Source organism: Nocardia sp. FBN12, from assembly GCF_050320175.1.
Taxonomy (GTDB): Bacteria; Actinomycetota; Actinomycetes; order Mycobacteriales; family Mycobacteriaceae; genus Nocardia.
On sequence record NZ_CP190048.1, the window covers coordinates 3,513,178 to 3,537,366 of the forward strand.

Below are 24,189 nucleotides of genomic sequence, written 5' to 3' on the forward strand. Positions count from 1 at the left end.
TTGACCGACGATGCCGAACTCCTCTCACCGGTGTCGGGTCGGCTCGTCTTCCGTGGCCGAACCGACCTCGCCCCGCTGCTCACCCTCGTCTATCGAGCAGTCAGCGATCTGCGGTGGACCGACACCCTCGGCACCGGCGACACCCGAGTCCTGTTGGGCGAAGCCAGATTCGGCCCTTTTCGGATGACCGAGGCGATGGTGCTCGACCTCGATCCCGACGGTCGCATCCGGCGGTTGCGCCCCCATCTGCGGCCCTGGCTCGCGCTCACCGCGGTGGCGGTGTGGCTGGGCCCGAATCTGCTCCGGCATCCGGGCGCGGTGCTCCGGGCCGCACGTGCTGGGCGGTAGGCGCCAGGCCGTCTTCGACCAAGCCGTCGGGGGTCAGCTCCAGCCTGCGGGTGACGCCGATGTCGTCGAGGAAGCGCTCGTCGTGGCTCACCACGATCAGCGCACCCTCGAAACTCGCCAGCGCCTGGGTGAGGTGGGCCAGGCTGGGGAGGTCGAGGTTGTTGGTGGGTTCGTCGAGCATCAGTAGCCGGGGAGCCGGTTCGGCGAGCAATAGCGTGGCCAGGGCGGCGCGCAATCGTTCTCCGCCGGAGAGGGCGGCGGCGGTGATGTCGGCGTCGGTGCCACGGAACAGGAAGCGGGCCAGCTGGCCACGGATCTGTTCGGGTGTCGCGTGTGGCGCGGCAGCGGCGACGTTCTCGAACACCGTCCGCGTTTCGTCGAAGACATCGAGTCGCTGCGGGAGCAACCGCCACGACACCTTGGGCTCCTCGGCGACGATCCGGCGCAGCAGGGTGGTTTTGCCCGCCCCGTTGCGGCCGGTCAACGCGATCCGTTCGGGTCCGCTCACGCGCAGGTCGACCACCGGCCCGTTGGCCAGCTCGACCTGCTGCAGATCGAGCACATCCTGGCCCGGATACAGCCGCGTGCCGGGGAGCTCGACCCGGATCTCCCGGTCCGCGCGCACCGATTCCTCGGCGTGGTCGAGAGTTTCGCGGGCGGAGTCGAGTTTGTCGATGTGGGAGTTGCGCAGTTTGCCCGCCGACACCTCGGCGGCGTTCTTACGCAGTCCCGCAACGATTTTCGGCACCCGTTTGTTGTCCTGCATCTTCTGCGCGAAGCGCGCCCGCCGGTCCAGTTTCGTTCGCGCGTCGACGAGTTCGCGCGCCTGCTTGCGCACATCGCTGCGCGCATCACGCACGGCCGCGCGCGCCGCCTCCTGCTCCGCCTCGATGATCCGCTCGTAGTCGCTGAAACCACCACCGAAGGAACGGATTTCACCCGCGCGCAGTTCGGCGATGCCGTCCATCCGGTCGAGCAGTTCGCGATCGTGGCTGACCACGATCACGGTGCCGGCGAACTGCCGGATCACCTCGTAGAGCCGCCCGCGAGCGACCGCGTCGAGGTTGTTGGTCGGTTCGTCGAGCAACAGCACGTCGGGTTCGCGCAGGAGCTCGGCGACCAGGCCGAGCAGCACGGTTTCGCCACCGGAGAGGGTGTCCAGGGTGCGGTCCAGGTCCTCGACCGAACCGGCGACATAGTCGAGCCCGAGCTTGCCGAGCAGTGCGACAGCCTCGTCCTCGACCTGCCAGGACATGCCGACGGTGTCGAAGTCAGCGGGCTCGCCGGTGCCACTTTCGATGCGGTGCAGCGCGTTGCGTACCTCGGCGATACCGAGCACCGCGTCGACTCGCTGTCCGGTCTGCATGCCTAGGTCCTGCCGGAGATAACCGAGACTGCCCGGCACGGAGATCGACCCACGCACCGGCTTCAGTTCACCGGCGACCAGCCGCAACAGCGTCGATTTCCCGGCGCCGTTGCTGCCGACGAGACCGATCTGACCGGGACCGACGACAGCATCGAGCCCGTCGAAAACAGCGGTGCCATCCGGCCAGTGAAAAGTGAGATCGGAAAAAGAAAGAGAGGTCATGCGGATCCCCTTGAGGTGCGACGGAAACACGGTGCGCAGAATGCGGACCGTCCGAGAGCGCTACCTCAAGAAATCAACGCGTGACTCCGATCGCCGGGAACAAGACCCTTCATTGATAACACCGAGCCGCCCCGACGCGCCACCCCTTTTTGTCCTCCTGTGACCCCCGTCATGAAAACGCTAGCCTGGACGCGAGTCGCCATCTCGCGGGCGAACCGGACCGAAGGAGTGCGATGGCGACGATCGTGGTGCGCAAGGCCGCCGGGCGCGACGTCGACGGGGCAGCCCAGACGCTGGCCGCGGCGTTCCAGCACGACCCGGTGATGAGCTGGATCCTGCCGGACCCGGACCGCCGAGCCGCCGGCCTGCCCCGGTTCTTCGCCACGGTGGCGCGCCATATCTTCTTCCCGGCCGGCGCCGCCGACCTCGCACTGCGCCCGGACGACAGTGTCGGCGGTGCCGCCCTGTGGACCCCGCCGAACCATCCGGACCCGTCGCCGCTGACCGAACTGCGCACACTGCCGGGGATCTGGCGCGCGCTCGGCCGCCGCACCCTGGCCGGCAAACAGGTCGGCGACCTGCTCAAGAAGAACCATCCGGCCGAACCACACTGGTACCTGGCGATGCGCGGCTCGGCTCCCGATGTCCGGGGCAAGGGCTACGGGCACGCCCTGCTCCACAGCAGACTCGACCGCGTCGACGCCGATCACGCAGCCGCCTACCTGGAATCCAGCAACCCGGTCAACGTCCCGTACTACGAGCGGTTCGGCTTCGTCGTGACCGGCGAACTGCAGATCCCGGGCGGACCGACACTGTGGCAGATGTTGCGGGCAGCGCGCTGAGTCAGAGCTTGACGATCGAGGTCACCGGGTAGTCACCCTGGTGCTCGCGGCCCTTCAGGAACTCGAGTTCCAGCACCACGGCGGCGGCGACCACCTCGGCGCCGACCTCTTTGAACAGCGCGGCGGCGGCGGCGAGGGTGCCACCGGTGGCGAGGACGTCGTCGAGCAGCAGGATGCGCTTGCCTTCGAGCTCCACACCGTTGGCGGGGATTTCCAGTGCGGCGGAACCGTATTCGAGCTTGTACTCGCGCGAGACGACCGGCGGCGGGAGCTTGCCACCCTTGCGGATGGCGAGCACGCCGGTGCCGAGGGCCGCCGCGACACCGGCTCCGAGCAGGAAGCCGCGGGCGTCGACACCGGCCACGAGATCAGCCTCGGGCGCGAGCGCGGCGAAGCAGTCGATCACCGCGCGGAACCCGGCGGCGTCGGCGAAGACCGGGGTGAGATCGGCGAAACGCACACCCGGCGTGGGGAAGTCGTCGTGCCAACGGGTCAGCCGGGTGACCGCGTCCGCCGCCTCGGCGGTGCGCTCACTGGCCTGATCGTCGGACTCGACCACCGCGTGCTTACTCATCAACCCTCTTTCATCACGTGCACTCATCGCTGCAACACCCAGCGATCCATGTTCCACCCGGTCCCGGCCTGGGTCGGCCCGGCGATCCCGTTCTGCATGCCGTTGCCGAAGGCGATGATGCGCGGCGTCGCGAACAACGGAATGCTCGGCAGCTGCGCCCACAGCAGGTTCTCGGCCTCGGTGAGCAGGTTCAGCGTCGCGGTCGAGTTCGTCTCGCCCGCAAGCTGATCGGTGATCGCATCGTAGCGACCGTTAGCAAAGCCACCGAAATCGAGTCCGCTACCGGCCCGCAACGCGGCGAACGCGACAACACCCGCGCTCGACCCCGCCGGCCCCGGCACCGCGCCGGTTCCGCCGAGTATCGCGTCGACCGCACCCTCCCCGAGCTTCACCGGCGTGAAGTCGGGCGCACCCGCGTCGACCACCGTAATGCCCGCTCCACGGCAGGATTCGGCGATCATCGCCACGGTCTGCGCCCGGCGCGCATCCGGCCCCTGGTACCCGATCCGCACTGTCGGCTGCGCCGTGCCCGAGGACGCCAGGGTCGCGGTGGCCGCCGGAATATCGGCGCCGGGATACCGCTCGGCTCCGCCGGTCACCGCCGGGTAGTACAGCGAATCCTGCTGCACCACATGGGCATTCAGCACACCCGCACCGAGCCCGTGCTTCGCGGGCTCGCCCGCCTTCCCCAGGCTGTCGAACAGCGCCTGGCGCGGCACACACTGCGCGAACGCCCGGCGCACCTCCACCCGCGAGAACACTCCACCGGTGGCGAGCACGAGCTGTTCGGCGCTGCGGCTCGGCACCGTCTGCTCGTCGAAACCGTCGAGCTTCAGATCCGCGACCGACCCGGCCCCGAGATCGACGACCCCGAGCGCGTTCTCCGCGGCCTTGGCGGCGAAGTCGGTGCCCTTCGGCCACACCACGATCCGCTTCGTCTCGGGCGCGTCACCCCACCACTTCTCGTTGGCGACCAGCACCAAACCGTCCTTCGCGCTGAAGGATTCGATCCGATACGGCCCCGATGACGGGAACTTCGTCAGGTCGAGCGCCCCGGACTTCACCGTCCAGCCGGTGTTCCAGAAGTCGGCGATCCGGCCGATCACCTGTCCGTCGCCGGTTTGCAAGGCGTTCACCACGTTCGGCACACCGACCGCCTGCGCCACCACATGCGCGGGCATCATCTCGGCCGCGGTGAACAGCGTCCGCCACGGCAGGTAGTGCTTGCCCGGCCGGAAGACCACAGTGGCGTCCTTGGAGCCCGGCTGACAGTCGATCCGCTCGATCTCGTCGTAGCCCACAGTGCTCGCGGCGTCGAACATCGAGACCGGCCCGCGGTCGCCGGGCCGGGTGTACTTGCCCGAGCGCGCCGACCACGCCAGCACCAGATCGTCGCAGGAGGTCTTCACCCCGTCGGAGTACACCCCGTCCGGGTTGAGCCGGTACTGCACCGTCTGGGTCTCGCCCGGCACCTCCTTGGCCGTGCCGACGTCGGTGTCGGCCACCTGCTGACCGTCGGGTCCGGTGTAGAAGAACCCGGTCAGTACCCGGCCGAACACCGCGGCCGCACCGCTACTGGCGCCGAGCGTGCTCGCGCCGTTGTAGCTGGCCACCGCGGCGTCGACCGCGTAACCGATGGAAGGCACCTGGTTCTTGGTGGAGCACCCGGCCACCACGGAGGTGGTCACCGCCGCCGTGGCGAGCACGGTGATCAGTCGAATCGTGCTGCGTCGCATGATGGGACCCCCTGCTAGTCGGTCGTCAGTGCCTTCTCTTCTGACGCTTCCCGCTCGGCCGCGAACCGGGCCGCGGCGCACCGCTGTCGGTCGGTCGCGGACCACGGGCAGCCGTCGCGCCCACCGGAACCCGAGCGCCCACACCGACTCCCGCACGCTTGTCCAGGACCTTCTTGGTGTGCGCGGCCACCGGACCCCAGCGTTCCTTGATCGAGACCAGCACCGGAACGGCGAGGAAGATCGAGGAGTAGGCACCGACGATCATGCCGACCAGCTGCACCAGCGCGAGGTCCTTGAGCGTGCCGACCCCGAGCAGCCACACCGCGATCACCAGCATGCCGATGATCGGCAGGATGCCGATGACGGTGGTGCTGATCGAGCGCATGAGCGTCTGGTTGGCGGCCAGGTTGGCCTGTTCGGCGTAAGTGCGTTTGTTCAGGTGCAGCACGCCGCGGGTGTTCTCCTCGACCTTGTCGAAGACCACCACGTTGTCGTAGAGCACGTAACCCAGAATCGTGAGCAGACCGATCACCGCGGCCGGTGTCACCTCGAACCCGACCAGCGAGTAGATACCCGCCGTCACGAACAGGTTGAAGAACAGCGACACGATCGCCGCGATGGACATGTCCCGTTCGAATCGGATGGCGATGTACACCATCGTCAACAACACGAACACCGCCAGCGCGATCAACGCCTTCTGGGTGATCTCGCCACCCCAGGTCTCGCTGATCTCGGCGATGCTGATGGCGTTGCGGGTCACCTGCCCGGACGAGTCCTTGGGCTGGAATTCATCGTAGAGCGCGGTCTGGACCTGTTCGATCTGTTCCAGATTCAGGGTTTCCGAACGCACCTGGATGGTGGCCGAGGCACCCGACCCGACCTTCTGCACCGCGACCGGCCCGTGGCCGAGCGCTTGGGCGTAGACGTCTTCCACCTGCTGGGTGCTGACGCCCTCGGCCGCGGGGATCTGGATGCGCGAGCCACCCTCGAAGTCGATACCGAGGGTGAAACCGCGCACCGCGATACTGAGCAGCGAGACCAGCAGCAGCACCGCAGACAGGGTGTAGAAGAACTTGCGCCTGCTGACGATCGGGAAGCCGCCGGTGCCGGTGTAGAGACGTTCGAAGAACCCGTGCTTCGGGCCCTGTACGGACTCGTACTTGTCCAGGTTCACCGATTCCTCGGTGGGGTTGTCGTTACTCATCGTGACATCTCCTTCGACCTGGCCTGGCCGCGTTCCCTGGCGATCTGCTGAACCGAGCCGAGTCCGTTCACCGACGGCTTCGCCCAGAACGGCGAGCGCGCGGCGAGCATCAGCAGCGGTGCGGTGACCAGGTACAGCACGATCACGTCGAGGACAGTGGTGACACCGAGGGTGAAGGCGAAGCCCTTCACCTGACCGGCGGCGAGCAGGTACAGCACGACCGAGGCGATCAAGCTGACCGTCTTACCGGACAGGTTGGTGCGCTGGGCGCGCTGCCAACCGCGCGGCACCGCCGAGCGGAAGCTGCGGCCTTCCCGCATCTCGTCCTTGATGCGTTCGAAGAACACCACGAACGAGTCGGCCGTCAGACCGATACCGATGATCAGACCGGCGATACCGGCGAGGTCGAGGGTGAAGCCGATCCACCGCCCGAGCAGCACGATGATGCCGTACACGGCGACACCGGCCGCGATCAGCGAGAATCCGGCCAGCAGGCCCAGCATCCGGTACACCAGCAGGCAGTACAGCAGCACCGCGATCAGGCCGATCGCGCCGGCGAGCAGACCCGCCTTCAGCGAGGAAAGACCCAGCGTCGCCGAGACCGTCTCCGCTTCCGAAGTCTGGAACGACAGCGGCAGCGAGCCGTACTTCAGGGTGTTGGCCAGCTCGGACGCGCTGTCGGCGGTGAAGCTGCCCGAGATCGAGGTGCGACCACCCAGCTGCGGACCCTGCTGCACCTGCGGCGCGCTGACGACCTTCGAGTCGAGCACGAACGCGACCCGCTTGTTGACGTACTCACCGGTCAGCTTCGACCAGGCGTCGGCGCCGCCGGATTTGAACTCGAGATTCACCTCGTGCCGGGCCTGCTGCGAGTTCAGGCCGGAGGTCGCGTCGGCGATCTCCTGGCCATCGATGCGGCTCGGGCCGAGCAGGAACACCTCGGTGCCGTCCTGCGAGCAGGTGACCAGCGGCAGGGTCGGGTCGTCGTTACCGGCCAGCGGATCTGGCTTGGTGCAGTCCATCGCCGCCATGGCGACCTGCTGCACCTGCTGATCGGTGCTCTGCCGCAATGCCTTGGCGTCGGCGATCTCCTTGGCCTGCTGCTGCTGGTAGGTGAGACCACCGGGCGCCGGAGTCGGCGTCGGGGTCGGCGGTGCCTGCGCGGGGAACACGCGCGACTGCGGCGCCGGGGTCGTCGCCCCCTCGGCGGGCGGGGTCACGCCCTCGGCGGGCGGGGTCGCTTCGCCGGGCACCGGCGCCGGGGTGTCGGTGGCCCCCGTGGGCGCGGTGCCGCCCGGCGGCGCGGTGCCGGTCGCGGGCGGAGCCGCGCCGCCTGCCTGCGGCTGGGTCGCGAAGAGCACCGGACGGATGTAGAGCTTGGCGGTGGTGGCCAGCGCGCGTGCCTGCTGGCTGTCCTCGCCGGGCACCGTGATGACCAGGTTGTCACCGTCGATGACCACCTCGGAGCCGAGAACACCGAGACCGTTGACACGGCTGTCGATGATCTCCTGCGCCTTCTTCAGGCTCTCCTGGCTCGGCTTGTTGCCGTCGGGGGTACGCGCGGTCAAGGTGACGCGGGTACCGCCCTGCAGGTCGATGCCGAGCTTGGCCGACGGGGAATGGTCACCGGTGAAGAACACCAGCGCGTAGATCACGGCCAGCAGCGCGGCGTAGACGCCGAGCAGCCGGAACGGATGCGCCGATCCTTGGGAAGGTGGCACAGCAGGTCATCTCCTAGGCGGAAGTCGAGGCTGGATCGGTGGGCACAACGGTGCCCGGCCCGGAACGCCAGTGCGCCCGGGCGGGAAAAGGGACTGGTCAGTCCTTGGTCAGCCGGGTCTCGGTCTGCTCCACGACTTCCTCGACGGGGGCGTCGGTGGCGTCGGTGACCTCGGGGGTCTGTTCGACCGTCTGCTCGTCGGCGCGCACCTCGCGGATCGCCTGGCGCAGCCAGGTGGTGACCACATCTTCGGCGATCTCCAGGTCGACAGTGTTCTCGTCGAGGTCGACGACGGTGCCGTACAGACCCGAGGTGGTGACGACAGCGTCACCGACCTTCAAGGCCTCCTGCATCGTCGAGACCTTCTCGGCCTCCCGCTTCTGTTTGCGGATACCGAAGAACATCGGCACGAGCAGGGCCAGGATCAGCAGCGGAAACAGGAAGTCCATCGTCGAAGTCAGTCCCTAGTCAGTGGTGGACGTGCAAGTACGCCTGACAGTCTGCCAGTTCCCCGCCGCGGCGACACACCGGACACCGACGCGCACGTGAAATGGGGACTCAGACGGCACGACCGTAGGTGTAATCGTCGAGCGGGAAGGTGACAGCCTCGCGGTGCGCGGCGGCGGTGCTGGTCGGGCGCAGCAACGCCGCTTCACCGTGCTGGTTGAAGTAGTAACTGCGCGCGGTGGCGCAGTCGCCGCCGTAGAAGACCGAGGAACCCAGCTTGTCGGTCATCCGGTCGAGGAACTCGGCGTTGGCCGCTTCGGTCACCTCGAAGGTCTGCTCGCCGCGGCGGAACATCTCGGTGAACAACCGGCCCATGTGCTTCATCTGCGCTTCGATGGTGGTGAAGTACGACAGCCCGCTGTAGGAGTAGGGGCTGTTGAGGCTGAGGAAGTTGGGGAACTTGGGCACGGTGATGCCCTCGTAGGCCTGAAAACGGTTGTCGCGCCAGAACTTTCCGAGATTCACGCCGTCGCGGCCGACGATCTCGATTGCCGGGAAGTTCACGTCCCACAGGTTGAAGCCGGTGGCCAGCAGCAGAGTATCGATCTCGGTCTTGTGGCCGTCGGCGGTAACGATGCCGTCGGATTCCACATGGTCGATCGAGTTCGTTTCCAGCCGCACGTGCGGTTGGTTGAACGTCTTGAAGTAGGTGTTGGAGAACGTCGGGCGCTTGCAGCCGAAGTCGTAGTGCGGGGTGAGCTTCGCCCTGGTCTCGGCGTCGCGCACCTGCGCGAACAGATGCGCCTTCGCCAGCAGCGCGGCCGCCTGATTCAGCGGTTTGGCCTGCCGGTAGTGCAGCACGCCGACGACCATCAGCGCTTCGAGCATGCCGGTGTTGACCAGCCGAGCGGCCTTCTGCGTGAGCGGAACTCTGTCGAACAGTTCCTGCACCACCCCCGGAATCGGCGTGTCGACCTTGGGTACCACCCAGATCGGGGTCCGCTGGAACACGGTCAGTTCGTCGACCTGCTTCGCGACCTCGGGCACCAGCTGCACCGCCGTGGCACCGGTGCCGATAACGGCGGCCTTGCGGCCGGTCAGGTCGTAGTCGGCGTCCCAGTCGGTGGTGTGGATGATCTTGCCCGCGAAAGACTCGATGCCGGGGAACGGCGGGGTGTAGGGCTGGGACAGGAACCCGGTCGCCGCGAGCAGATAGCGCGCGGTCAGCGTCTCACCACCGGCGATCGAGACCACCCACTGCTGGTTCTCCGCATCCCAGCGAGCGCCGTCGACGACGGTCCCGAACCGCATCCGCCTGCGCAGGTCGTATTTGTCCGCCACGCGCTCGGCGTATTCCTTCAGCTCGGCGCCCGGCGCGAACAGCCTGGACCACGACGGGTTCGGCTCGAAGGAATAGGAGTAGGTCACCGAGGCGATGTCGACCGCCAGACCCGGATACCTGTTCACATGCCAGGTGCCGCCGAGATCGTCCTCCCGCTCGAGGATGACGAAATCGCGCAACCCGAGCCGGTCGAGTTCGATACCGGCACCGATGCCACCGAAACCCGCTCCGACCACAATCGCGTCGAGCTGAGGAACCACGCCGAACCTCCATCGTGAGAATGACATGTCATTCTGATTACATCGACTGTAACATCGTCAATGTGACGAAGCCACTCTCGCGAATCGACCAGCGCAAAGCCGAATTGCGCAGGGAGATCATCGATACCGCGTTCGACTGCTTCGCCGAGAAGGGCTATCACGCCACCGGAATCGCCGATATCGCCACGCGCCTCGGCATCGGGCACGGCACCTTCTACCGCTATTTCGCCAACAAGCGCGACATCATCGACCATGTCATCGACGAGGTGAGCGGGCGCATCTTCGGCGCGCTCGACAACGACATGGTGCCCGAAAGCGCCGCCACCATCGAGGAATACGCCGCACTGATCGACCGGATCAGCGATTCACTCAACCGCGTCCTGCTCGACGATCCGCGCACAGCCCATCTGTTGCTGTTCCACGCCACCGGCATCGACGACGAACTCACCGAGCGGGTGTACGGCCTCGTCGACGCCACCGAGATCCTCATGACGCGCTACCTCGATCACGGTGTGCGTGTCGGCTATCTGCGCGCCGACATCGATACCGCCAACACCGCGAAGGCGGCACTCGGCATGATCGTCGCGGGGCTGGTCGCGGGTATGCGAACACCTGATCCCGCGTCGATGGCGGTGTACAGTCACGCCGTGCGGCGGCTGTTCATCGATGGCGTGCGCGCCGCTGCCCGATAACGAAAAGCCGTGGGATAGAAGGGCAATCCTGAGACAATGACCGCTGTGACGCCCGACGATGTGAGCCGCACCCACTTCGCCATGCCGACCCTGGGGCATCGCGGTTATCACGCGGACGAGGTCGACGCCTTCCTGGAAAAGGTGTCGGCCACCCTCGACGGGCAGGGTGGACTCACCGCCGACGACATCCGCCACGTGCACTTCGGCGCACCGCGTTTCGGCGGTCGCGGGTACCAGGCCGACCAGGTCGACGACTTCCTCGACCGGGTGCGGACCGAGCTCGAACATCGCCAGAAGGGCGGCGCTCCCGTTCCGGCGGCGCGCGCGGGCGACGATGTCGCCGAGCTGCTCACCCCCGACGACGTGCACCGCATGCGCTTCACCCAGTCCGCTGTCGGTCGGCGCGGCTACCACGAGGAAGAGGTCGACGCCTTCCTCGACCTGGTCGCGGCCACCCTGGCCCACAACGGGCCGGGCAGCCTCACTACCTCCGATGTGCGCAGTGTCCGCTTCACCGACACCCGCCTCGGCACCCGCGGCTACTCCCGAGAAGAAGTAGACGCCTTCATCGACCTCGTGATCACCGCCATGGAACACCCCGAGCGCCGGCTGTGATATTGGCGGCTGGTGCCGCGGGTTCTCGGCCGCGATGGGCGGCTACGCCGCGGTAGTGGCACCCGTCTCCCTATCCCTGGATGCTGTGGAGTTCGGCTTCGCGCAGGTCGTCGGGGAAGACGTAGCGGCGGAAGGCCCAGAAGCGGAACGCCATGGCCAGCAGGACGCCGAGGATCTGGCCCGAGATGAAGTTGGCGACCATCTGCACCGTCGGATCCACGTGCGGCACACGCAGATTCAGCACGTAGAGCGACAGGGCCTGCGGGATCATGGTAACCGCGATGCCCAGCGCGCTCACCGTGAAGAACAGCGCGGCCTCGTGACTGCGCTGCCTGCCGCCGCGTGCGCGGAACGACCACTCGCGGTTGAGGATGTAGGACGCGATGGTCGCGATCAGCGCACCCAGCAGCCGCGCGGTGAGCGGCTTGTCGCCGAGCACGGTCAGTTTCACCGCGTACACCACGCCGGTGTCGATGAACCAGGTGATCGCGCCGACCACGGCGAATTTCAGGAGTTCCCGGTGCTTCAGGAGCAGGGAACGCAACGGCTCGGGGAGTCGTTGCACCACCTCTAGGACTGCCACCGAATCGACAGTAGACGACGTTGCGGTGCCGCGCCCGCCCGGAGCGGCGCGCGCTCACTCGTAGCGGTCGGCGCTCGGCTGTGGTTCGCGGCCACGCACTTCGATGGCGCCGATGACCAGATCGGGCGGTGGCACCAGGCCGAGGTGTTCCCAGGCGCCCGCGGTCGCGACCCGGCCGCGGGGTGTGCGGGCGACGAGTCCCGCGCGGACGAGGAACGGCTCACAGACCTCTTCCACGGTCGCCGATTCCTCGCCGACGGCGACGGCCAGGGTCGATACGCCCACCGGTCCCCCACCGAATCCCCGCACGAGCGCACCGAGAACGGCACGGTCGAGGCGGTCGAGGCCGAGTGCGTCGACGTCGTAGACCTCGAGCGCCGCCATCGCGATGGGGTGGGTGATGATGCCGTCCGCCCTGACCTCGGCGTAGTCGCGTACCCGGCGCAGCAGCCGGTTGGCGATGCGCGGGGTGCCGCGAGAACGTCCGGCGACTTCGGCGGCGGCGTCGTGGTCGATCTGCACGCCGAGGATGCGGGCCGAGCGGGTGAGGATCTGCAGTAGTTCGGCGGGGTCGTAGAAGTCCATGTGCCCGGTGAAGCCGAAGCGATCGCGCAGCGGGCCGGTGAGCGCACCCGACCGGGTGGTGGCGCCGACCAGGGTGAACGGGGCGATGTCGAGCGGGATCGAGGTCGCGCCTGGACCCTTGCCGACCACCACGTCGACCCGGAAGTCCTCCATCGCCAGGTAGAGCATTTCCTCGGCCGGGCGGGCCATCCGGTGGATCTCGTCGATGAACAGGACATCGCCTTCGACCAGGTTGGACAGCATGGCGGCGAGGTCGCCCGCGCGTTCCAGTGCCGGTCCCGAGGTGATGCGCAGGGCGGTGCCGAGTTCGCCCGCGATGATCATCGCCATGCTGGTCTTGCCGAGTCCCGGCGGGCCCGACAACAGGACGTGGTCGGGGGTGGCACCACGTTGGCGGGCGCCGCGCAGGACAAGTGCGAGCTGTTCGCGCACGCGGGGCTGGCCGATGAATTCGTCGAGTGAGGTCGGGCGAAGGCCCGTCTCCGCTTCGCCGTCGGTGCTGAGATACCGGGCGGTGAGGTCGGATTCGTCGGTCTCGTCGAAGCTGTCGAAGTCGGAGGCGGAGTCCACGGTCTACCTGTTCTTGCCGAGCAGGCCGAGCGCGGCACGCAAGGCGACCGAGGTGGTGGCGGCCGGCTGGTCGCCAAGGACGGCATCGACGGCCTGTTCGGCCTGCTTCGCGGGGAACCCGAGGCCGATGAGCGCCTCGCAAACCTGTTCACGCACAGGCGTACTCGGTGTTTGCGCGCCGGGCGGACCGGTGGGAACAGCCACCTGGTTCACCTTGTCGCGCAGTTCGACGACCATCCGCTCGGCACCGCGTTTGCCGATGCCGGGCACGCGGGTCAGGGCGGCGACGTTGCTCTCGGCCAGCGCTTTTCGCAGCGCTTCGGGTTCGAGCACGGCCAGCACCGCCATGGCCAGCCGTGGGCCGACGCCGGACACGGTCTGCAACAGCGCGAACAGTTCGCGGGCTTCGGTGTCGGCGAACCCGAACAGCGTCATCGAGTCCTCGCGCACGATCATCGCGGTGTACAGGCGGGTCTGCTCGCCGCGGGTGAGCCCGGCGAGGGTCGCCGGAGTGGCATTGAGGCGGTAGCCGACACCCGCGGCCTCGATTACCACATGATCGAGCGCGATCTCGAGTACCTCACCGCGTACCGACGCGATCACCCGCGCACCACCTTCCGTTGTTCGGCGAGCCGTTGTTCGTAGCGGCGGCGGACCTCGTCCGCCTGTGCCTGCGCGGCCGCCATCCGGTCCATCAGCGGCGCCCGCCAACAATGACAGATCGCCAGGGCGAGCGCGTCGGCGGCATCCGCGGGTTTCGGCGCGACCTGCAAACCGAGAATCCGCGTCACCATCGCGGTGACCTGCGCTTTGTCCGCCGTACCGTTGCCGGTGACGGCCGCTTTCACCTCGCTGGGCGTATGAAAGGCCACCCGGATCCCGCGCCGTGCCGCGGCCAGCGCGATCACCCCACCGGCCTGCGCGGTTCCCATCGCCGTCCGCACGTTGTGCTGCGCGAACACTCGCTCGATCGCGACAGCCTCGGGCCGATGGGTGTCCATCCACTCCTCGGCGGCATCCGCCACAGCCATCAACCGCAACGCCAACTCGGCCTCCGGCGGTGTCCGCACCACCCCCACATCGAGGGCGACCACCTTCCGCCCCGGCCCACTGTCGACCATGCTGAGCCCGCACCGGGTGAGCCCGGGATCGACGCCCATCACCCGCACCGGCCACCCCTTCGAAGACACGAACAGTTGTTCGAAAGTCTAGAGCATCTCCCGGTCGCGGCCGACCAACGACACGAGCGTCACGCCGGTCGTGGTGGCAACCCGAGCAACACGGGATCGCGTGCGTGCTCGGCCCAGACTCGCGCCGGATCCGGAATCAACTTGCGCGCTCGTAGGTCGAGCAGGCCGCTCACATAGGACACCGTCGCGGCGACCTCCCCGTCGTCCCTGGTGAGTGTGTGCTCCACCCGATAGGTCTTGCCCTGCCCCCACTCCCAGCGGCAGTCGACCTCGACCGTCTCGTTCGCGCGTAACTCGCGCAGATAGCGAACGTTCAGTTCGAGATTGACCGGCCCCACCCCCGCCGCCAGCAAGTCCGGCACCGAGACCCCCGCCTCGGTCACACACGCAAACCGCGCGTGATCAGCGAACTGCTGATACGCCGCACCGGTGACGTGCAATTGCGGGTCGAGATCGGACACCCGAATTGGAATCCGAACCCGAAACGGCACACTGGTTTCCGCCATGCCCGCGAGTGTGCCACCGGGGTCCGACACATTCCGTCGGCCGAAACCGAGGAACCGGCGACTACGGCGCGCTCTCCAACCCGATCGCCTGGTCGATGAACCTGTTGGTGACGATCGCGTCGGCGGCGAGCCCGTCAGGAACCTCGACACCCCGTTACGCTGAGCCCGGGTGACAAGCTCGACCAGACGCGGGCTGAGCTTGTCGGGTTCACCGGTGCGCACGGACCAGGCGTGCGGGCAGATCTCGTCGCCGGATTCGTGCATGAGCTGCGATTTAACCGGCATGAGCCAGTTCACGTAACATTCCCGGCGGTAGGGGCTCGTTGGAGGCGTAGCCCCGCTGCATCACTCGGCCAGGCTCGGCGACGAACTGGCTGGGCGTGCCTTTGGAGGAGGCATCCGCATACCCGCTTTCACGTCACCATGTGCGACCAGGTAGTCGATGAACAGTGGCCGGGTCGAACAGGACGATGTGCGGATTGACCAAGAAGAAGACTGGTCGACCACAGACATGGCCGCGGTACTACCTTCACCGACCTCCCCGCGGCGTCGCGACTGCGCGGCAACCTCGCCGCCCTGCGTGCTGTCGAATCGAATCTGCTGCCCCTGCACGAGATCATCGACCGCTCCGACGAAGCCCTCAGCCAGAAGAAATCGATGGCCATCGGCATCGAATTTCACACCTACTGGCGCCTTCCACCCCAGAACCCGCCGCTGGTCACCCTCTGCACGATAACCACGGAATGGACCCGACACACCCGGGCCCCGTCTCCACCGCACGCCCCTTGGCCGGCGCGCCTCCGTACACGGCCACACCCAGATCCTCCTCGCGGTCGACGGCCCGCCGCCGCGATGGAACAACACCTGCGCGCAGGCCGCGAAATCTTCACTCACTAACGACGCCGAACAGACTCGGGCACAGCATATTTCCCGGTTCATCGCACCTATACAACAAGTTCGCCGCCGCCTTCACTCGAGTGGAAGCACTACCTAACCGGCACGTTCTATCGCGACGAGCCGGGAATGACCAGCCGAAACCTGCCCCTCGAACTATGGAAAACGAAGACCAACCTGCCAACGAAAATCAAGGCCGAGCAGTCCTCGCCACCTCCCATCAAACAGCCTCCGGACGAAAGCCCCGGTCCGCAGCTTCGCTCAACTCGAAACTGCACCAATCTCTGACAGCTCACCGCTGTCAGAGACCCCAACCCAGACATGCCCACATTCGATAATCGACGATGCCCGGCTACTGGTGAACCGAAGTCTGATTTCTGGTCCGTCGACAAGAAGCCCCAGTTCGTCATGCAATTGAACTATGGATCCATGCCGCAATCGCCCTGCGTCGCCATCGGTCGGGCCCCAGATACTCCGATCGAGCACAGGAGCTGCACCTTCGGCGATCCTGTGATACCCCGACGAACTCTCGACGGACACATTCGATACAGGCGGCGCGACCAGAACAATCGCCGCCATCAACATACCCGTCTCTAAATCCAATTTTAGCTCGACCTCTCCACCTTCATGCCCTGAAACTCGAAGGTAGAGTAAATCAGTTGAGGGCCGAGGCGACCACGAGACTTTCATCGGAACCCAAGGATCGACCTCGACCGAGGTATCAGAACAGCCCGTGTGTCCAACCACTTTTACCATTGATCTCCAATCAACCGAGCGGGAGCGCACGGATGACAACGGGGAGCTGACCAGCCTCGCGCGGCGGAGCAAATTTCAATTTTCAACCACCAACACGTACGAGCTCATTGTAGGGGACGCCATCCCGGCTGGCCTCGGCGGCCGCAGCCTGCAGACTTTTCATCTGCGCCTGCGTTGCCAGATCCAGTTGCTCCTTGGTAGCGCCACGCCCCGCCATGTGTTGCAAATACTCCACCATATGCTCGGTCGCATTACCATGAACCCACATCCGGTTTTCACCGACCTGCATTTCATAGGAACGAGGCAGTTCACTTCCAGGATAGTTATCCTGCGTTGCCTTGATGTCGTTCCAGAACGGGTCATCTCGAACATTCGGATCAGTAGTCTTTTTTCCTGTTCTCCGGTCTTCGAATTTTTTCACGAGTTGTGTTGTTAGATCTTTGATGCGCTGGATTGTTTCTCTTGTTTGTACACCAACGCGCTCAATGATAACCGCTGCCCGGACCTTTGCCGCTTTGACAGCTATCCTGATCAGGTCCACGAATTTGTCGATGATCTTGGCGACGGCGACAGCGGTCTTGGCAGCCACCGCGGCGCCACCTACTCCGAAGCTGACAGCGGAAGCTACAACGGACAGGGCTAGGTTGACCGCGACTTCGACGGCGATCTCTGTGGCGAGTTGTTCGCACAGTTGCCTGAGGTCTTCTCGGAGGTCATCGTGAGCTGTTTTCTGGTCGCGGCAGGCTTGCGCGAGTTCACCGTACGCGCCGCCGAGATCGCTTGCGGCTGATTTGAGTTGGCGCAGGTCTTCATCGATGAAGCTTGCATCGGGAGAGGTTACCTGCTCGAACAGAGCGGCAGCACGTTCGATTTCAACCGGTGCCGCTGTGACGAAGGCGTTGTTGACCAGGTTGTGCCAAACGTCGCCTGCGCGCGACAGTTTGGCGTGTCGCCGTCGGGTATCGGTATTCCGACCTTCACGGCCAGTTCGAACCCGTCGTCCACAAGCCCGCGACCTGGCCCTCCCGCTGAGGGAGGTACCAGGAGGGATGTGAGTTCCTGTGGGGTGAGAGTAAACGAAGGATTAAGGTTGGGAGCGGCCGGTTCCGGCTCGCCGCTCTTCGGGTCATGGTCGGCGAGGGCATGGTTGTACCCAGCCTGTCTAAGGACCTGGGCGTACCCGTCGAGTGCGAGCACGATGTCGATCGACATGGTGTAGATGTCTTTGCACTGATGGTCGTAGGATTCTGCCCAGTTCTTGCCGTCGCCGACGCTTCCCGCCATATTGGTGGTGTCGCCGAAAGATCTCATAGCGGTTTTAAACGCCTCGAAGTGGCCGAAGGACGCCTTCGCGCAGATGTCGGCCGCGTCGTAATAGGTCTGCGCGGACACATCCAGAACTGTCACGACTGGTGACCCGCCGAGCGGCCAAGCATTTGCAAGTTCGTCGCGACGGCGGCGTTGTATCGGTCCCGTGCCGCCAGCGCTGACGTACGCATGGTCTCGATGCCTTCGGTGACATCCTGAGCGCCGCTCACCCATTTCGTGAACGCATCGTTGGCGGCTACCGCAGACGGGCCGGTCCACTTGGACTGAAGATTGGTCGTGCGTTGCTGGATACCGGCAATACTCTCGGTAAGAACCCGACGAAGCCGCTGAGCTGTGTGGAAATGTCGTCGAGATCGTCCAGGTCAACGCGGTACGAGTCGGTCATGAAGTACTTCCCCCAATGCGTTACGGCAGATCCACCGAGCTGGTGTCCGAGGCGGGTCGCGTGTCCAGCTCGACGTGTGTGTCGGCGACCACACCAACAATTCGGCCATCGTGGCCAATGCTTCCAGAACAGTTTGCGCGCCCCTGCGCGTTTCGTCCCAGCCGACGCGATATGCCGTCGCCGAGTTGCCGGTCCAATTCTCGAGCAACCTGTTGACATCAGCGTCTATCGCGCGGAGTCCGTTCACGAGTTCCTGCGCCGTAAGCTGGACGTATCGACCAGCGCCGGAGACTTCGGCGGGAACGACGTCGAACTTACCGTCCCACGATTGCGACAAAGGTTCCCCCCAAAAAGCGGACATTCGATTGCCGCGAGCCAACCCGATCCTCCGGCCGCCGAAACGAGCCTGGTCCGCGAACTGCTGGTTCGTCGAGCCTATGGCGTGCAGTTGCGGATCGATACCGGATGCACAGATCGGGATCCGCACCCGAAACGGCACTATGGGTTCCCCATGGCCGCGAGTGTGTCACCGGGGTCCGGCACATTCGTGGCCCGACTGATCATCGCGGCCGGCTGCGGCTCGCACTCGCTGACACTTGCCACACACAGTCGCTGAACGGGCGCTATTCGAGGGCAGCGGTGAACACCTCGAGCGCGCGATCGTCGAACAGGACGAACCGCACCAGGGTCACGTTCGTTTCGGCCGCGCGTACGGTCTCGACCGCGATCCGCGCGCCGTCGTCCATCGGCCAGCCGAAGATGCCGGTGGAGATCGCCGGGAACGCGACCGTTGCCGCCCCCAATTCGTCTGCCACGCGCAGGGATTCGCGATAGCAGGAGGCGAGCAGTTCGGATCGGTCCTCGGTGGCCGACCACACGGGCCCGACCGTGTGGATCACCCAGCGCGCGGGCAATCGACCGGCTGTGGTCGCCACCGCCTGCCCCGTTCGCAAACCTTTGCCGTAGTGCGAGGCGCGCAGGTCGCGGCATTCGGACAGGATCTGCGGGCCGCCTTTGCGGTGGATCGCCCCGTCGACACCGCCGCCGCCGAGCAGCGAGGAGTTCGCGGCGTTGACCACCGCGTCCACCTGCTGTTCGGTGATGTCACCCCGGGCCATCTCGATTCGCGTCATGTCGTCATTGTGCCGGGCGTTGACTTCGCCCGCGGGTACCGTCGAGGTGGTCGGTCCGTCCGAGGCGAGGAGAACCACACATGGCCAAACCCACCGGTGACATCGTGGCGACGCCCGAGGGGCGGGATCTGGTGATCACCAGGTCGTTGGGGTTGCCGATCGAGGAGGTGTGGGCGCGGTTGACCGATCCGCATCTGACCTCGGGGTGGTACGGCACCTGGGAGGGCGACGCGGGCACCGGCAACACCATCCAGGTGCAGATGCGGTTCGAGGAGGGTGAGCCGTGGACGGCCATGCGCATCGACGACTGCACCCCACCGATCCACCTCGGCATCTCCTCGACCGATCAGATCGGCCTGTGGCGCCTCGAAGTGACCCTGCTCGATACCGGCGCGGCCACCGAGCTGCGCCTGGTCCACCATCTGACCTCGGAATATCAGCTGGCGGAGATCCCACAGATCGGTCCGGGCTGGGAGTACTACGCGGATATGTTCGTCGCCGCGTGCACGCACACCGAACGACCGGATTTCGCCGACTACTACCCGTCGATGTCGGGCTACTACCAGCAGCGGGCTTCCTAGCCGAAACGTGAACCGCCCCGGCCGAATTCACGGCCGGGGCGGTTCCACGGAAATCCGACTACTCGTCGTCGAGTTCCGCGGCGACCTCGTCGGAGATGTCGACATTGGTGTACACGTTCTGCACATCGTCGCTGTCTTCGAGCGCGTCGACCAGTTTGAACACCTTGCGCGCGCCCTCGGCGTCGACCGCGACCGACACCGACGCCTGGAACCCGGACTCGGCGGAGTCGTAGTCGATGTTCGCGGCCTGCAGGGCCGAGCGCACCGCGATCAGATCGCCGGGCTCGGAGATGATCTCGAAGACGTCGCCGTGGTCGTTGACGTCTTCGGCGCCCGCGTCGAGGACCGTCTCGAGGACGTCGTCCTCGGACAGGCCGTTCTTCTCGAGCGTCACCACGCCCTTGCGGGCGAACAGGTACGACACCGAACCCGGGTCGGCCATGTTGCCGCCGTTGCGGGTCATCGCCAGCCGGACCTCGCCCGCGGCGCGGTTGCGGTTGTCGGTGAGGCACTCGATCAGCACGGCGACACCGTTGGGCCCGTAGCCCTCGTACATGATCGTCTGCCAGTCGGCGCCGCCGGCCTCTTCACCACCGCCGCGCTTGCGGGCGCGCTCGATGTTGTCGTTGGGGACCGAAGTCTTCTTCGCCTTCTGGATGGCGTCGAACAGCGTCGGATTGCCCGCAGGGTCACTACCACCAGTGCGGGCCGCCACCTCGATGTTCTTGATCAGCTTGGCGAAGAGTTTGCCGCGCTTGGCGTCGATTCCCGCCTTCTTGTGCTTGGTGGTGGCCCATTTGGAGTGGCCGCTCATGCCCTACTTCCTTCAAGTCGGTTGCGCGTCTGCCCGGGCGGACAAGCTCGATCCAGCCTACTCACCGTCCGCCACGCCCGGCGACGCGGGCTTTACCGCGCTGAACGAACCAGGTCGGCGAACAGTTCGTGCACGCGAAGATCACCGGTCACCTCGGGGTGGAACGAGGTCGCCACCACATTGCCCTGCCTGGCTGCCACGATGCGCCCCTGCGCGGGCCCGTGCGGCACCCGCGCCAGCACCTCGACACCGTCACCGACTCGCTCCACCCACGGCGCGCGAATGAACACCGCGCGCACGGGCGTGTCGAGGCCGGTGAAGTCCAGATCCGTCTCGAAGGAGTCGACCTGACGCCCGAACGCGTTGCGCCGCACCGTCATATCGATCCCGGACAGGTGCTGGGCGTCGGCCCTGGTGTCGAGCACCTCCGAGGCGAGCAGGATCATGCCCGCGCAGGAACCGAACGCGGGCAGCCCGTCGCGCAGCCGCGCCCGCAACGGTTCCAGCAGGTCGAAGGCCTGCAACAGCTTGGAGATCGCGGTCGACTCACCGCCGGGCAGCACGAGCCCGTCGACGGCGGCCAGCTCCGATTCCCGCCGCACCAGCACCGGATCGGCACCGCAGTGCGCCAGCGCGGCAACGTGTTCGCGCACATCACCCTGGAGCGCGAGGACACCGATGGTCGGCCGGGAGGCAGTCGAGGAAGCGTTCACAGGCATCGAGCTTACGAGCACCGGCGATGTGTGCCCGCTCACGCCGCGGTGTCAAGGTTGCGTCAACGGCGGGTGCATCCGCGCGAAACGGGTCGACACTGCGATATGTGATTGCACTGCTGCCACGCAAGTCTCCTGGACCTGCGCAGATCGTCCCGGAGCGCCGCGGACTGACCGTTCCCACCGGCCTGGCCGGACTGTCCCTCGACGCGATGGCCTCGGTGTCCTACGGACCGGAAGCCATCGTGCTGGTCCTGGCCACCGCGGGCGGGCTCGGACTCGGCATGACCCTGCCGGTGACCCTCGCCATCGCGGCCCTGCTCGCCGTTCTCATCGCGTCCTATCGCCAGGTGATCGTGGCGTTCCCCAACGGCGGCGGTGCCTACGCGGTCGCCAAGAAGCACCTCGGCGACCGGACCAGCCTGCTCGCCGCGGCCTCGCTCATCGTCGACTACGTGCTCAATGTCGCCGTTTCGATCGCGGCCGGTGTCGCCGCGCTGACCTCGGCGTTCCCCGCGCTGCACGGGTACACGGTGGGGATCTGCCTGGCGGTGCTGGCCGGCATCACCGCGCTCAACCTGCTCGGGATCACCGAGAGCGCGAAGGCTTTCATGCTGCCAACGGCGGTGTTCGTCGGCAGCATCTTCGTGGTGATCATCGGCGGCCTGCTGCGAACGGAACCGGCGGCCGTGACGGCGGGGTCCGCGGCGGTCAGCGATATCCACACGGTCGGCGTCCTGCTGCTGCTCAAGGCCTTCTCCAGCGGCTGCGCGGCGTTGACCGGCGTCGAGGCGATCGCGAACGCGGTGCCCAGTTTCGAACAGCCGCGGGTGCGCCGCGCCCAGCGCGCCGAGGTCGCGTTGGGGCTGCTGCTCGGCACGATGCTGATCGGGCTGGCCGTGCTGATCGAGAAGTTCTCGCTCCAGCCGATCGAGGGCACCACCGTGCTCTCCCAGCTCACCGAGGCGGCGCTCGGCCACGGGGTCGGGTACTACGTGGTGCAGTTCGCCACCGTCATCCTGCTCGCCCTCGCGGCGAACACCTCCTACGGTGGCCTGCCGACGCTGACCCGGCTGCTGGCCGACGACAACTGCCTGCCACACCGCTTCTCCGTCGCGACCCCGCGCCGCGTGTACCGCTACGGCGTGCTGACACTCGGAATCAGTGCCGCGGTACTGGTGGTGGCCGCGGCGGGCAGCATGAACGCGCTCGTCCCGCTGTTCGCGATCGGCGTGTTCGTCGGGTTCACCATCGCCCAGACCGGCATGGTGCGGCACTGGTGGCTGACCCGCGCCGAGGGCTGGCGCTGGCGGATCACGCTCAACGGGTTCGGCGCGCTACTGACCTTTGTCGCGGCCGTAGTCACCACCGCGATGAAGTTCACCGAGGGCGCCTGGCTGATCGTGGTCGTGCTGCCGCTGCTGATGCTCGGCATGGAACGGATTCGCCACGCCTACACCAGGATCGGTGGTTCCCGCGGTACCGGTGCGGTGCCCGCGCAGCCGCGCCCGACCGGCACCGCGATCATCGTGCCGATCGCCGAAGTCTGCGAACTCAGTCGCGAAGCGCTCTCGGCCGCCATGTCGATCGGCGATGACGTCACCGCGGTGCACGTCTGCCTGCCGGGCGAGTCGACGACGGCGTTCACGAAAGCGTGGGAGGTGTGGCATCCCGAGGTGCGCCTGGTCCTGCTCGAGGACAGCGACGCCACCGTCGCCGGGCCGGTCGCCCGCTATGTCCGCGACAATTTCGGCGGTCGGCGCAAGGTGGTGGTGATCGCCGAGATCGACCCGCCGAGCGGGTGGGATCGGGTGCTGCCGAGCCACCGCAGCGACGAGCTCGAACGGGTGCTGCGCCGGATGAGCGACACCGTGGTCTGCCATCTGCGCGTGCAGGTTCGGTGATCATGGTCCGGTGCGGCGGCCACCGCACCGGACCACCACCGGCGTACTACTTGTGGCGCGGTGTCCGGATCAGGCCTTCCTGGACGACGGCGGCGACCAGGTTGCCCGCGCGGTCCCAGATCTTGCCGCCGGTCAGCGCCCGGCCGAAGCCGGCCGAGGGCGAGGACTGGTCGTAGAGCAGCCATTCGTCGGCGCGGAACGGGCGCAGGAACCACATGGCGTGGTCGAGGGACGCGTTCTGGGTCGGTTCGTCGGGGTGGATCACCTTCGACGAGCCGAGCAGCGTCATATCGCTCATATAGGCCAGCGTGCAGACGTGGAACATCGGGTCGTCGGGCAGCGGATGCCGGTACCGGAACCACACCTGCTGCGGGGAGACCGCACCGTCACGCGACACGACCTGCTCCTGCGGGACGGTGCGGATGTCCCAGTGCTCCCATTCGCGCATCGCCCACAACCGCTCGGGGGTCATGGTCACGCTCGCGTCGGGCAGGTCGTCGGGACCATCGACCGAGGGCATCACGTCCTGATGTTCGGGCCCTTCGTCACCGTGATGGAACGAGGCCGACATCGTGAATATCGCCTGCCCGTCCTGCACGCCGGTGACCCGCCTGGTGCAGAACGAGCGGCCGTCACGGATGCGTTCCACCAGGTAGACGGTGGGTTCCTCCGGATTGCCCGGCCGCAGGAAGTAGCCGTGCAGGGAATGCACCTGGAAGCTGGGATCGACGGTACGGACCGCCGAGACCAGCGCCTGGCCTGCCACCTGACCGCCGAAGGTGCGCGGTAGCTGAGACTCCGTGGACGCGCCGCGGAAGATGTCGCGCTCCAGGCGCTCGATTGCGAGCGCCTCTTCGATTGTCGCCATGCGCTCGAGA

General features: G+C 66.5%; 27 protein-coding genes. 6 read left to right on the forward strand and 21 right to left on the reverse strand.

What is annotated here, in order from left to right; all coding sequences use genetic code 11:
• Positions 1–348: a nuclear transport factor 2 family protein gene (locus ACQHI0_RS16910; RefSeq protein WP_427908884.1), complete on the forward strand. Its 348-nt coding sequence runs from the start codon at positions 1–3 to the stop codon at positions 346–348.
• Here the strand turns inward: ACQHI0_RS16910 and ACQHI0_RS16915 are convergent.
• Entirely contained in the window at positions 266–1,936 is a 1,671-nt protein-coding gene (locus ACQHI0_RS16915; protein WP_427908885.1) for an ABC-F family ATP-binding cassette domain-containing protein, read from the reverse strand. The two genes, ACQHI0_RS16910 and ACQHI0_RS16915, sit on opposite strands and share 83 nt — an antisense overlap.
• Positions 1,937–2,169: 233 nt before the next feature.
• Between ACQHI0_RS16915 and ACQHI0_RS16920 the strand changes: the two genes are divergently transcribed.
• Positions 2,170–2,778, forward strand: coding sequence for a GNAT family N-acetyltransferase (locus ACQHI0_RS16920; RefSeq protein WP_427908886.1), 609 nt, complete (start codon positions 2,170–2,172; stop codon positions 2,776–2,778).
• A 1-nt stretch (position 2,779) separates the two neighbouring features.
• Here ACQHI0_RS16920 and ACQHI0_RS16925 read toward each other — a convergent pair whose 3' ends face one another.
• From ACQHI0_RS16925 to ACQHI0_RS16950, 6 genes are all read right to left on the reverse strand, one after another.
• Positions 2,780–3,352, reverse strand: a complete 573-nt coding sequence (locus tag ACQHI0_RS16925; protein WP_427908887.1) for an adenine phosphoribosyltransferase — start codon at positions 3,350–3,352, stop codon at positions 2,780–2,782.
• Positions 3,353–3,375: 23 nt separating this feature from the next.
• Positions 3,376–5,088 carry an ABC transporter substrate-binding protein gene (locus ACQHI0_RS16930; RefSeq protein ID WP_427908888.1) on the reverse strand — a complete coding sequence of 571 codons (1,713 nt, stop codon included), beginning with the start codon at positions 5,086–5,088 and terminating at the stop codon, positions 3,376–3,378.
• 25 nt (positions 5,089–5,113) lie between these two features.
• Positions 5,114–6,292, reverse strand: a complete 1,179-nt coding sequence (gene secF, locus ACQHI0_RS16935; protein ID WP_427908889.1) for a protein translocase subunit SecF — start codon at positions 6,290–6,292, stop codon at positions 5,114–5,116.
• A complete protein-coding gene (gene secD / locus ACQHI0_RS16940) occupies positions 6,289–8,013 on the reverse strand; it encodes a protein translocase subunit SecD (RefSeq protein ID WP_427908890.1) in 1,725 nt (574 codons plus the stop codon). The genes secF and secD overlap by 4 nt, the downstream gene beginning before the upstream one ends.
• Positions 8,014–8,110: 97 nt before the next feature.
• On the reverse strand, positions 8,111–8,461 hold the full coding sequence (gene yajC, locus ACQHI0_RS16945) for a preprotein translocase subunit YajC (protein WP_427908891.1): 351 nt from the start codon (positions 8,459–8,461) through the stop codon (positions 8,111–8,113).
• Between the two features lie 109 nt (positions 8,462–8,570).
• Positions 8,571–10,061, reverse strand: coding sequence for a flavin-containing monooxygenase (locus ACQHI0_RS16950; protein WP_427908892.1), 1,491 nt, complete (start codon positions 10,059–10,061; stop codon positions 8,571–8,573).
• A 62-nt stretch (positions 10,062–10,123) separates the two neighbouring features.
• Between ACQHI0_RS16950 and ACQHI0_RS16955 the strand changes: the two genes are divergently transcribed.
• Entirely contained in the window at positions 10,124–10,753 is a 630-nt protein-coding gene (locus ACQHI0_RS16955; RefSeq protein ID WP_427908893.1) for a TetR/AcrR family transcriptional regulator, read from the forward strand.
• A gap of 36 nt (positions 10,754–10,789) precedes the next feature.
• On the forward strand, positions 10,790–11,368 hold the full coding sequence (locus ACQHI0_RS16960) for a DivIVA domain-containing protein (protein ID WP_427908894.1): 579 nt from the start codon (positions 10,790–10,792) through the stop codon (positions 11,366–11,368).
• A gap of 70 nt (positions 11,369–11,438) precedes the next feature.
• On the opposite strand, the gene ACQHI0_RS16965 is transcribed toward ACQHI0_RS16960, so the two are convergent.
• The 11 genes from ACQHI0_RS16965 to ACQHI0_RS17015 all read right to left on the reverse strand — a co-directional run bounded on the left by ACQHI0_RS16965 (position 11,439) and on the right by ACQHI0_RS17015 (position 19,299).
• A complete protein-coding gene (locus tag ACQHI0_RS16965) occupies positions 11,439–11,951 on the reverse strand; it encodes a GtrA family protein (RefSeq protein WP_266290661.1) in 513 nt (170 codons plus the stop codon).
• 54 nt (positions 11,952–12,005) lie between these two features.
• The gene (gene ruvB, locus ACQHI0_RS16970) at positions 12,006–13,106 is read right to left on the reverse strand and encodes a Holliday junction branch migration DNA helicase RuvB (protein ID WP_427908895.1); all 1,101 of its coding nucleotides are present in this window, start codon (positions 13,104–13,106) and stop codon (positions 12,006–12,008) included.
• 3 nt (positions 13,107–13,109) lie between these two features.
• Complete coding sequence (ruvA, locus tag ACQHI0_RS16975) at positions 13,110–13,709, reverse strand: Holliday junction branch migration protein RuvA (protein ID WP_427908896.1); 600 nt, start codon at positions 13,707–13,709, stop codon at positions 13,110–13,112.
• Positions 13,706–14,275, reverse strand: coding sequence for a crossover junction endodeoxyribonuclease RuvC (gene ruvC, locus ACQHI0_RS16980; protein ID WP_378902897.1), 570 nt, complete (start codon positions 14,273–14,275; stop codon positions 13,706–13,708). The genes ruvA and ruvC overlap by 4 nt, the downstream gene beginning before the upstream one ends.
• Positions 14,276–14,355: 80 nt before the next feature.
• Positions 14,356–14,802, reverse strand: a complete 447-nt coding sequence (locus tag ACQHI0_RS16985; protein ID WP_427908897.1) for an acyl-CoA thioesterase — start codon at positions 14,800–14,802, stop codon at positions 14,356–14,358.
• Between the two features lie 345 nt (positions 14,803–15,147).
• Positions 15,148–15,483: a hypothetical protein gene (locus ACQHI0_RS16990; protein ID WP_427908898.1), complete on the reverse strand. Its 336-nt coding sequence runs from the start codon at positions 15,481–15,483 to the stop codon at positions 15,148–15,150.
• 1,051 nt (positions 15,484–16,534) lie between these two features.
• Positions 16,535–17,041 (reverse strand): hypothetical protein, encoded by a 507-nt coding sequence (locus ACQHI0_RS16995; protein ID WP_427908899.1) that lies wholly within the window; start codon positions 17,039–17,041, stop codon positions 16,535–16,537.
• Positions 17,042–17,289: 248 nt separating this feature from the next.
• Complete coding sequence (locus ACQHI0_RS17000) at positions 17,290–17,844, reverse strand: hypothetical protein (RefSeq protein ID WP_427908900.1); 555 nt, start codon at positions 17,842–17,844, stop codon at positions 17,290–17,292.
• Between the two features lie 11 nt (positions 17,845–17,855).
• Positions 17,856–18,080 (reverse strand): WXG100 family type VII secretion target, encoded by a 225-nt coding sequence (locus ACQHI0_RS17005; protein WP_427909190.1) that lies wholly within the window; start codon positions 18,078–18,080, stop codon positions 17,856–17,858.
• A gap of 63 nt (positions 18,081–18,143) precedes the next feature.
• Entirely contained in the window at positions 18,144–18,527 is a 384-nt protein-coding gene (locus tag ACQHI0_RS17010; RefSeq protein ID WP_427909191.1) for a WXG100 family type VII secretion target, read from the reverse strand.
• 262 nt (positions 18,528–18,789) lie between these two features.
• Complete coding sequence (locus ACQHI0_RS17015) at positions 18,790–19,299, reverse strand: O-acetyl-ADP-ribose deacetylase (protein WP_427908901.1); 510 nt, start codon at positions 19,297–19,299, stop codon at positions 18,790–18,792.
• An 80-nt stretch (positions 19,300–19,379) separates the two neighbouring features.
• Here ACQHI0_RS17015 and ACQHI0_RS17020 point away from each other — a divergent pair, with 80 nt between their 5' ends.
• Positions 19,380–19,880 carry an SRPBCC domain-containing protein gene (locus tag ACQHI0_RS17020; RefSeq protein ID WP_427908902.1) on the forward strand — a complete coding sequence of 167 codons (501 nt, stop codon included), beginning with the start codon at positions 19,380–19,382 and terminating at the stop codon, positions 19,878–19,880.
• 58 nt (positions 19,881–19,938) lie between these two features.
• Here the strand turns inward: ACQHI0_RS17020 and ACQHI0_RS17025 are convergent, their stop codons facing one another.
• Together ACQHI0_RS17025 and pdxT are read right to left on the reverse strand one after the other, a co-directional pair.
• Positions 19,939–20,694, reverse strand: a complete 756-nt coding sequence (locus ACQHI0_RS17025) for a YebC/PmpR family DNA-binding transcriptional regulator (protein WP_067452155.1) — start codon at positions 20,692–20,694, stop codon at positions 19,939–19,941.
• A 92-nt stretch (positions 20,695–20,786) separates the two neighbouring features.
• Positions 20,787–21,407, reverse strand: coding sequence for a pyridoxal 5'-phosphate synthase glutaminase subunit PdxT (gene pdxT, locus ACQHI0_RS17030; protein ID WP_427908903.1), 621 nt, complete (start codon positions 21,405–21,407; stop codon positions 20,787–20,789).
• A 212-nt stretch (positions 21,408–21,619) separates the two neighbouring features.
• Here pdxT and ACQHI0_RS17035 point away from each other — a divergent pair, with 212 nt between their 5' ends.
• Positions 21,620–23,311 carry an APC family permease gene (locus ACQHI0_RS17035; RefSeq protein ID WP_427909192.1) on the forward strand — a complete coding sequence of 564 codons (1,692 nt, stop codon included), beginning with the start codon at positions 21,620–21,622 and terminating at the stop codon, positions 23,309–23,311.
• Between the two features lie 46 nt (positions 23,312–23,357).
• Here ACQHI0_RS17035 and ACQHI0_RS17040 read toward each other — a convergent pair whose 3' ends face one another.
• Positions 23,358–24,179: an acyl-CoA thioesterase gene (locus tag ACQHI0_RS17040; protein WP_427908904.1), complete on the reverse strand. Its 822-nt coding sequence runs from the start codon at positions 24,177–24,179 to the stop codon at positions 23,358–23,360.
• Positions 24,180–24,189: the final 10 nt, after the last annotated feature.

Bases quoted from the DNA above. Each gene is read 5' to 3' on its own strand.
- ACQHI0_RS16915 (WP_427908885.1), bottom strand. From the start codon at position 1,936: ATGACCTCTCTTTCTTTTTCCGATCTCACTTTTCACTGGCCGGATGGC.
- ACQHI0_RS16920 (WP_427908886.1), top strand. From the start codon at position 2,170: ATGGCGACGATCGTGGTGCGCAAGGCCGCCGGGCGCGACGTCGACGGG.
- ACQHI0_RS16925 (WP_427908887.1), bottom strand. From the start codon at position 3,352: ATGAGTAAGCACGCGGTGGTCGAGTCCGACGATCAGGCCAGTGAGCGC.
- ACQHI0_RS16930 (WP_427908888.1), bottom strand. From the start codon at position 5,088: ATGCGACGCAGCACGATTCGACTGATCACCGTGCTCGCCACGGCGGCG.
- secF (WP_427908889.1), bottom strand. From the start codon at position 6,292: ATGAGTAACGACAACCCCACCGAGGAATCGGTGAACCTGGACAAGTAC.
- yajC (WP_427908891.1), bottom strand. From the start codon at position 8,461: ATGGACTTCCTGTTTCCGCTGCTGATCCTGGCCCTGCTCGTGCCGATG.
- ACQHI0_RS16960 (WP_427908894.1), top strand. From the start codon at position 10,790: ATGACCGCTGTGACGCCCGACGATGTGAGCCGCACCCACTTCGCCATG.
- ACQHI0_RS16985 (WP_427908897.1), bottom strand. From the start codon at position 14,802: ATGGCGGAAACCAGTGTGCCGTTTCGGGTTCGGATTCCAATTCGGGTG.
- ACQHI0_RS17010 (WP_427909191.1), bottom strand. From the start codon at position 18,527: ATGTCCGCTTTTTGGGGGGAACCTTTGTCGCAATCGTGGGACGGTAAG.
- ACQHI0_RS17015 (WP_427908901.1), bottom strand. From the start codon at position 19,299: ATGACGCGAATCGAGATGGCCCGGGGTGACATCACCGAACAGCAGGTG.
- ACQHI0_RS17020 (WP_427908902.1), top strand. From the start codon at position 19,380: ATGGCCAAACCCACCGGTGACATCGTGGCGACGCCCGAGGGGCGGGAT.
- ACQHI0_RS17025 (WP_067452155.1), bottom strand. From the start codon at position 20,694: ATGAGCGGCCACTCCAAATGGGCCACCACCAAGCACAAGAAGGCGGGA.
- ACQHI0_RS17035 (WP_427909192.1), top strand. From the start codon at position 21,620: ATGGCCTCGGTGTCCTACGGACCGGAAGCCATCGTGCTGGTCCTGGCC.
- ACQHI0_RS17040 (WP_427908904.1), bottom strand. From the start codon at position 24,179: ATGGCGACAATCGAAGAGGCGCTCGCAATCGAGCGCCTGGAGCGCGAC.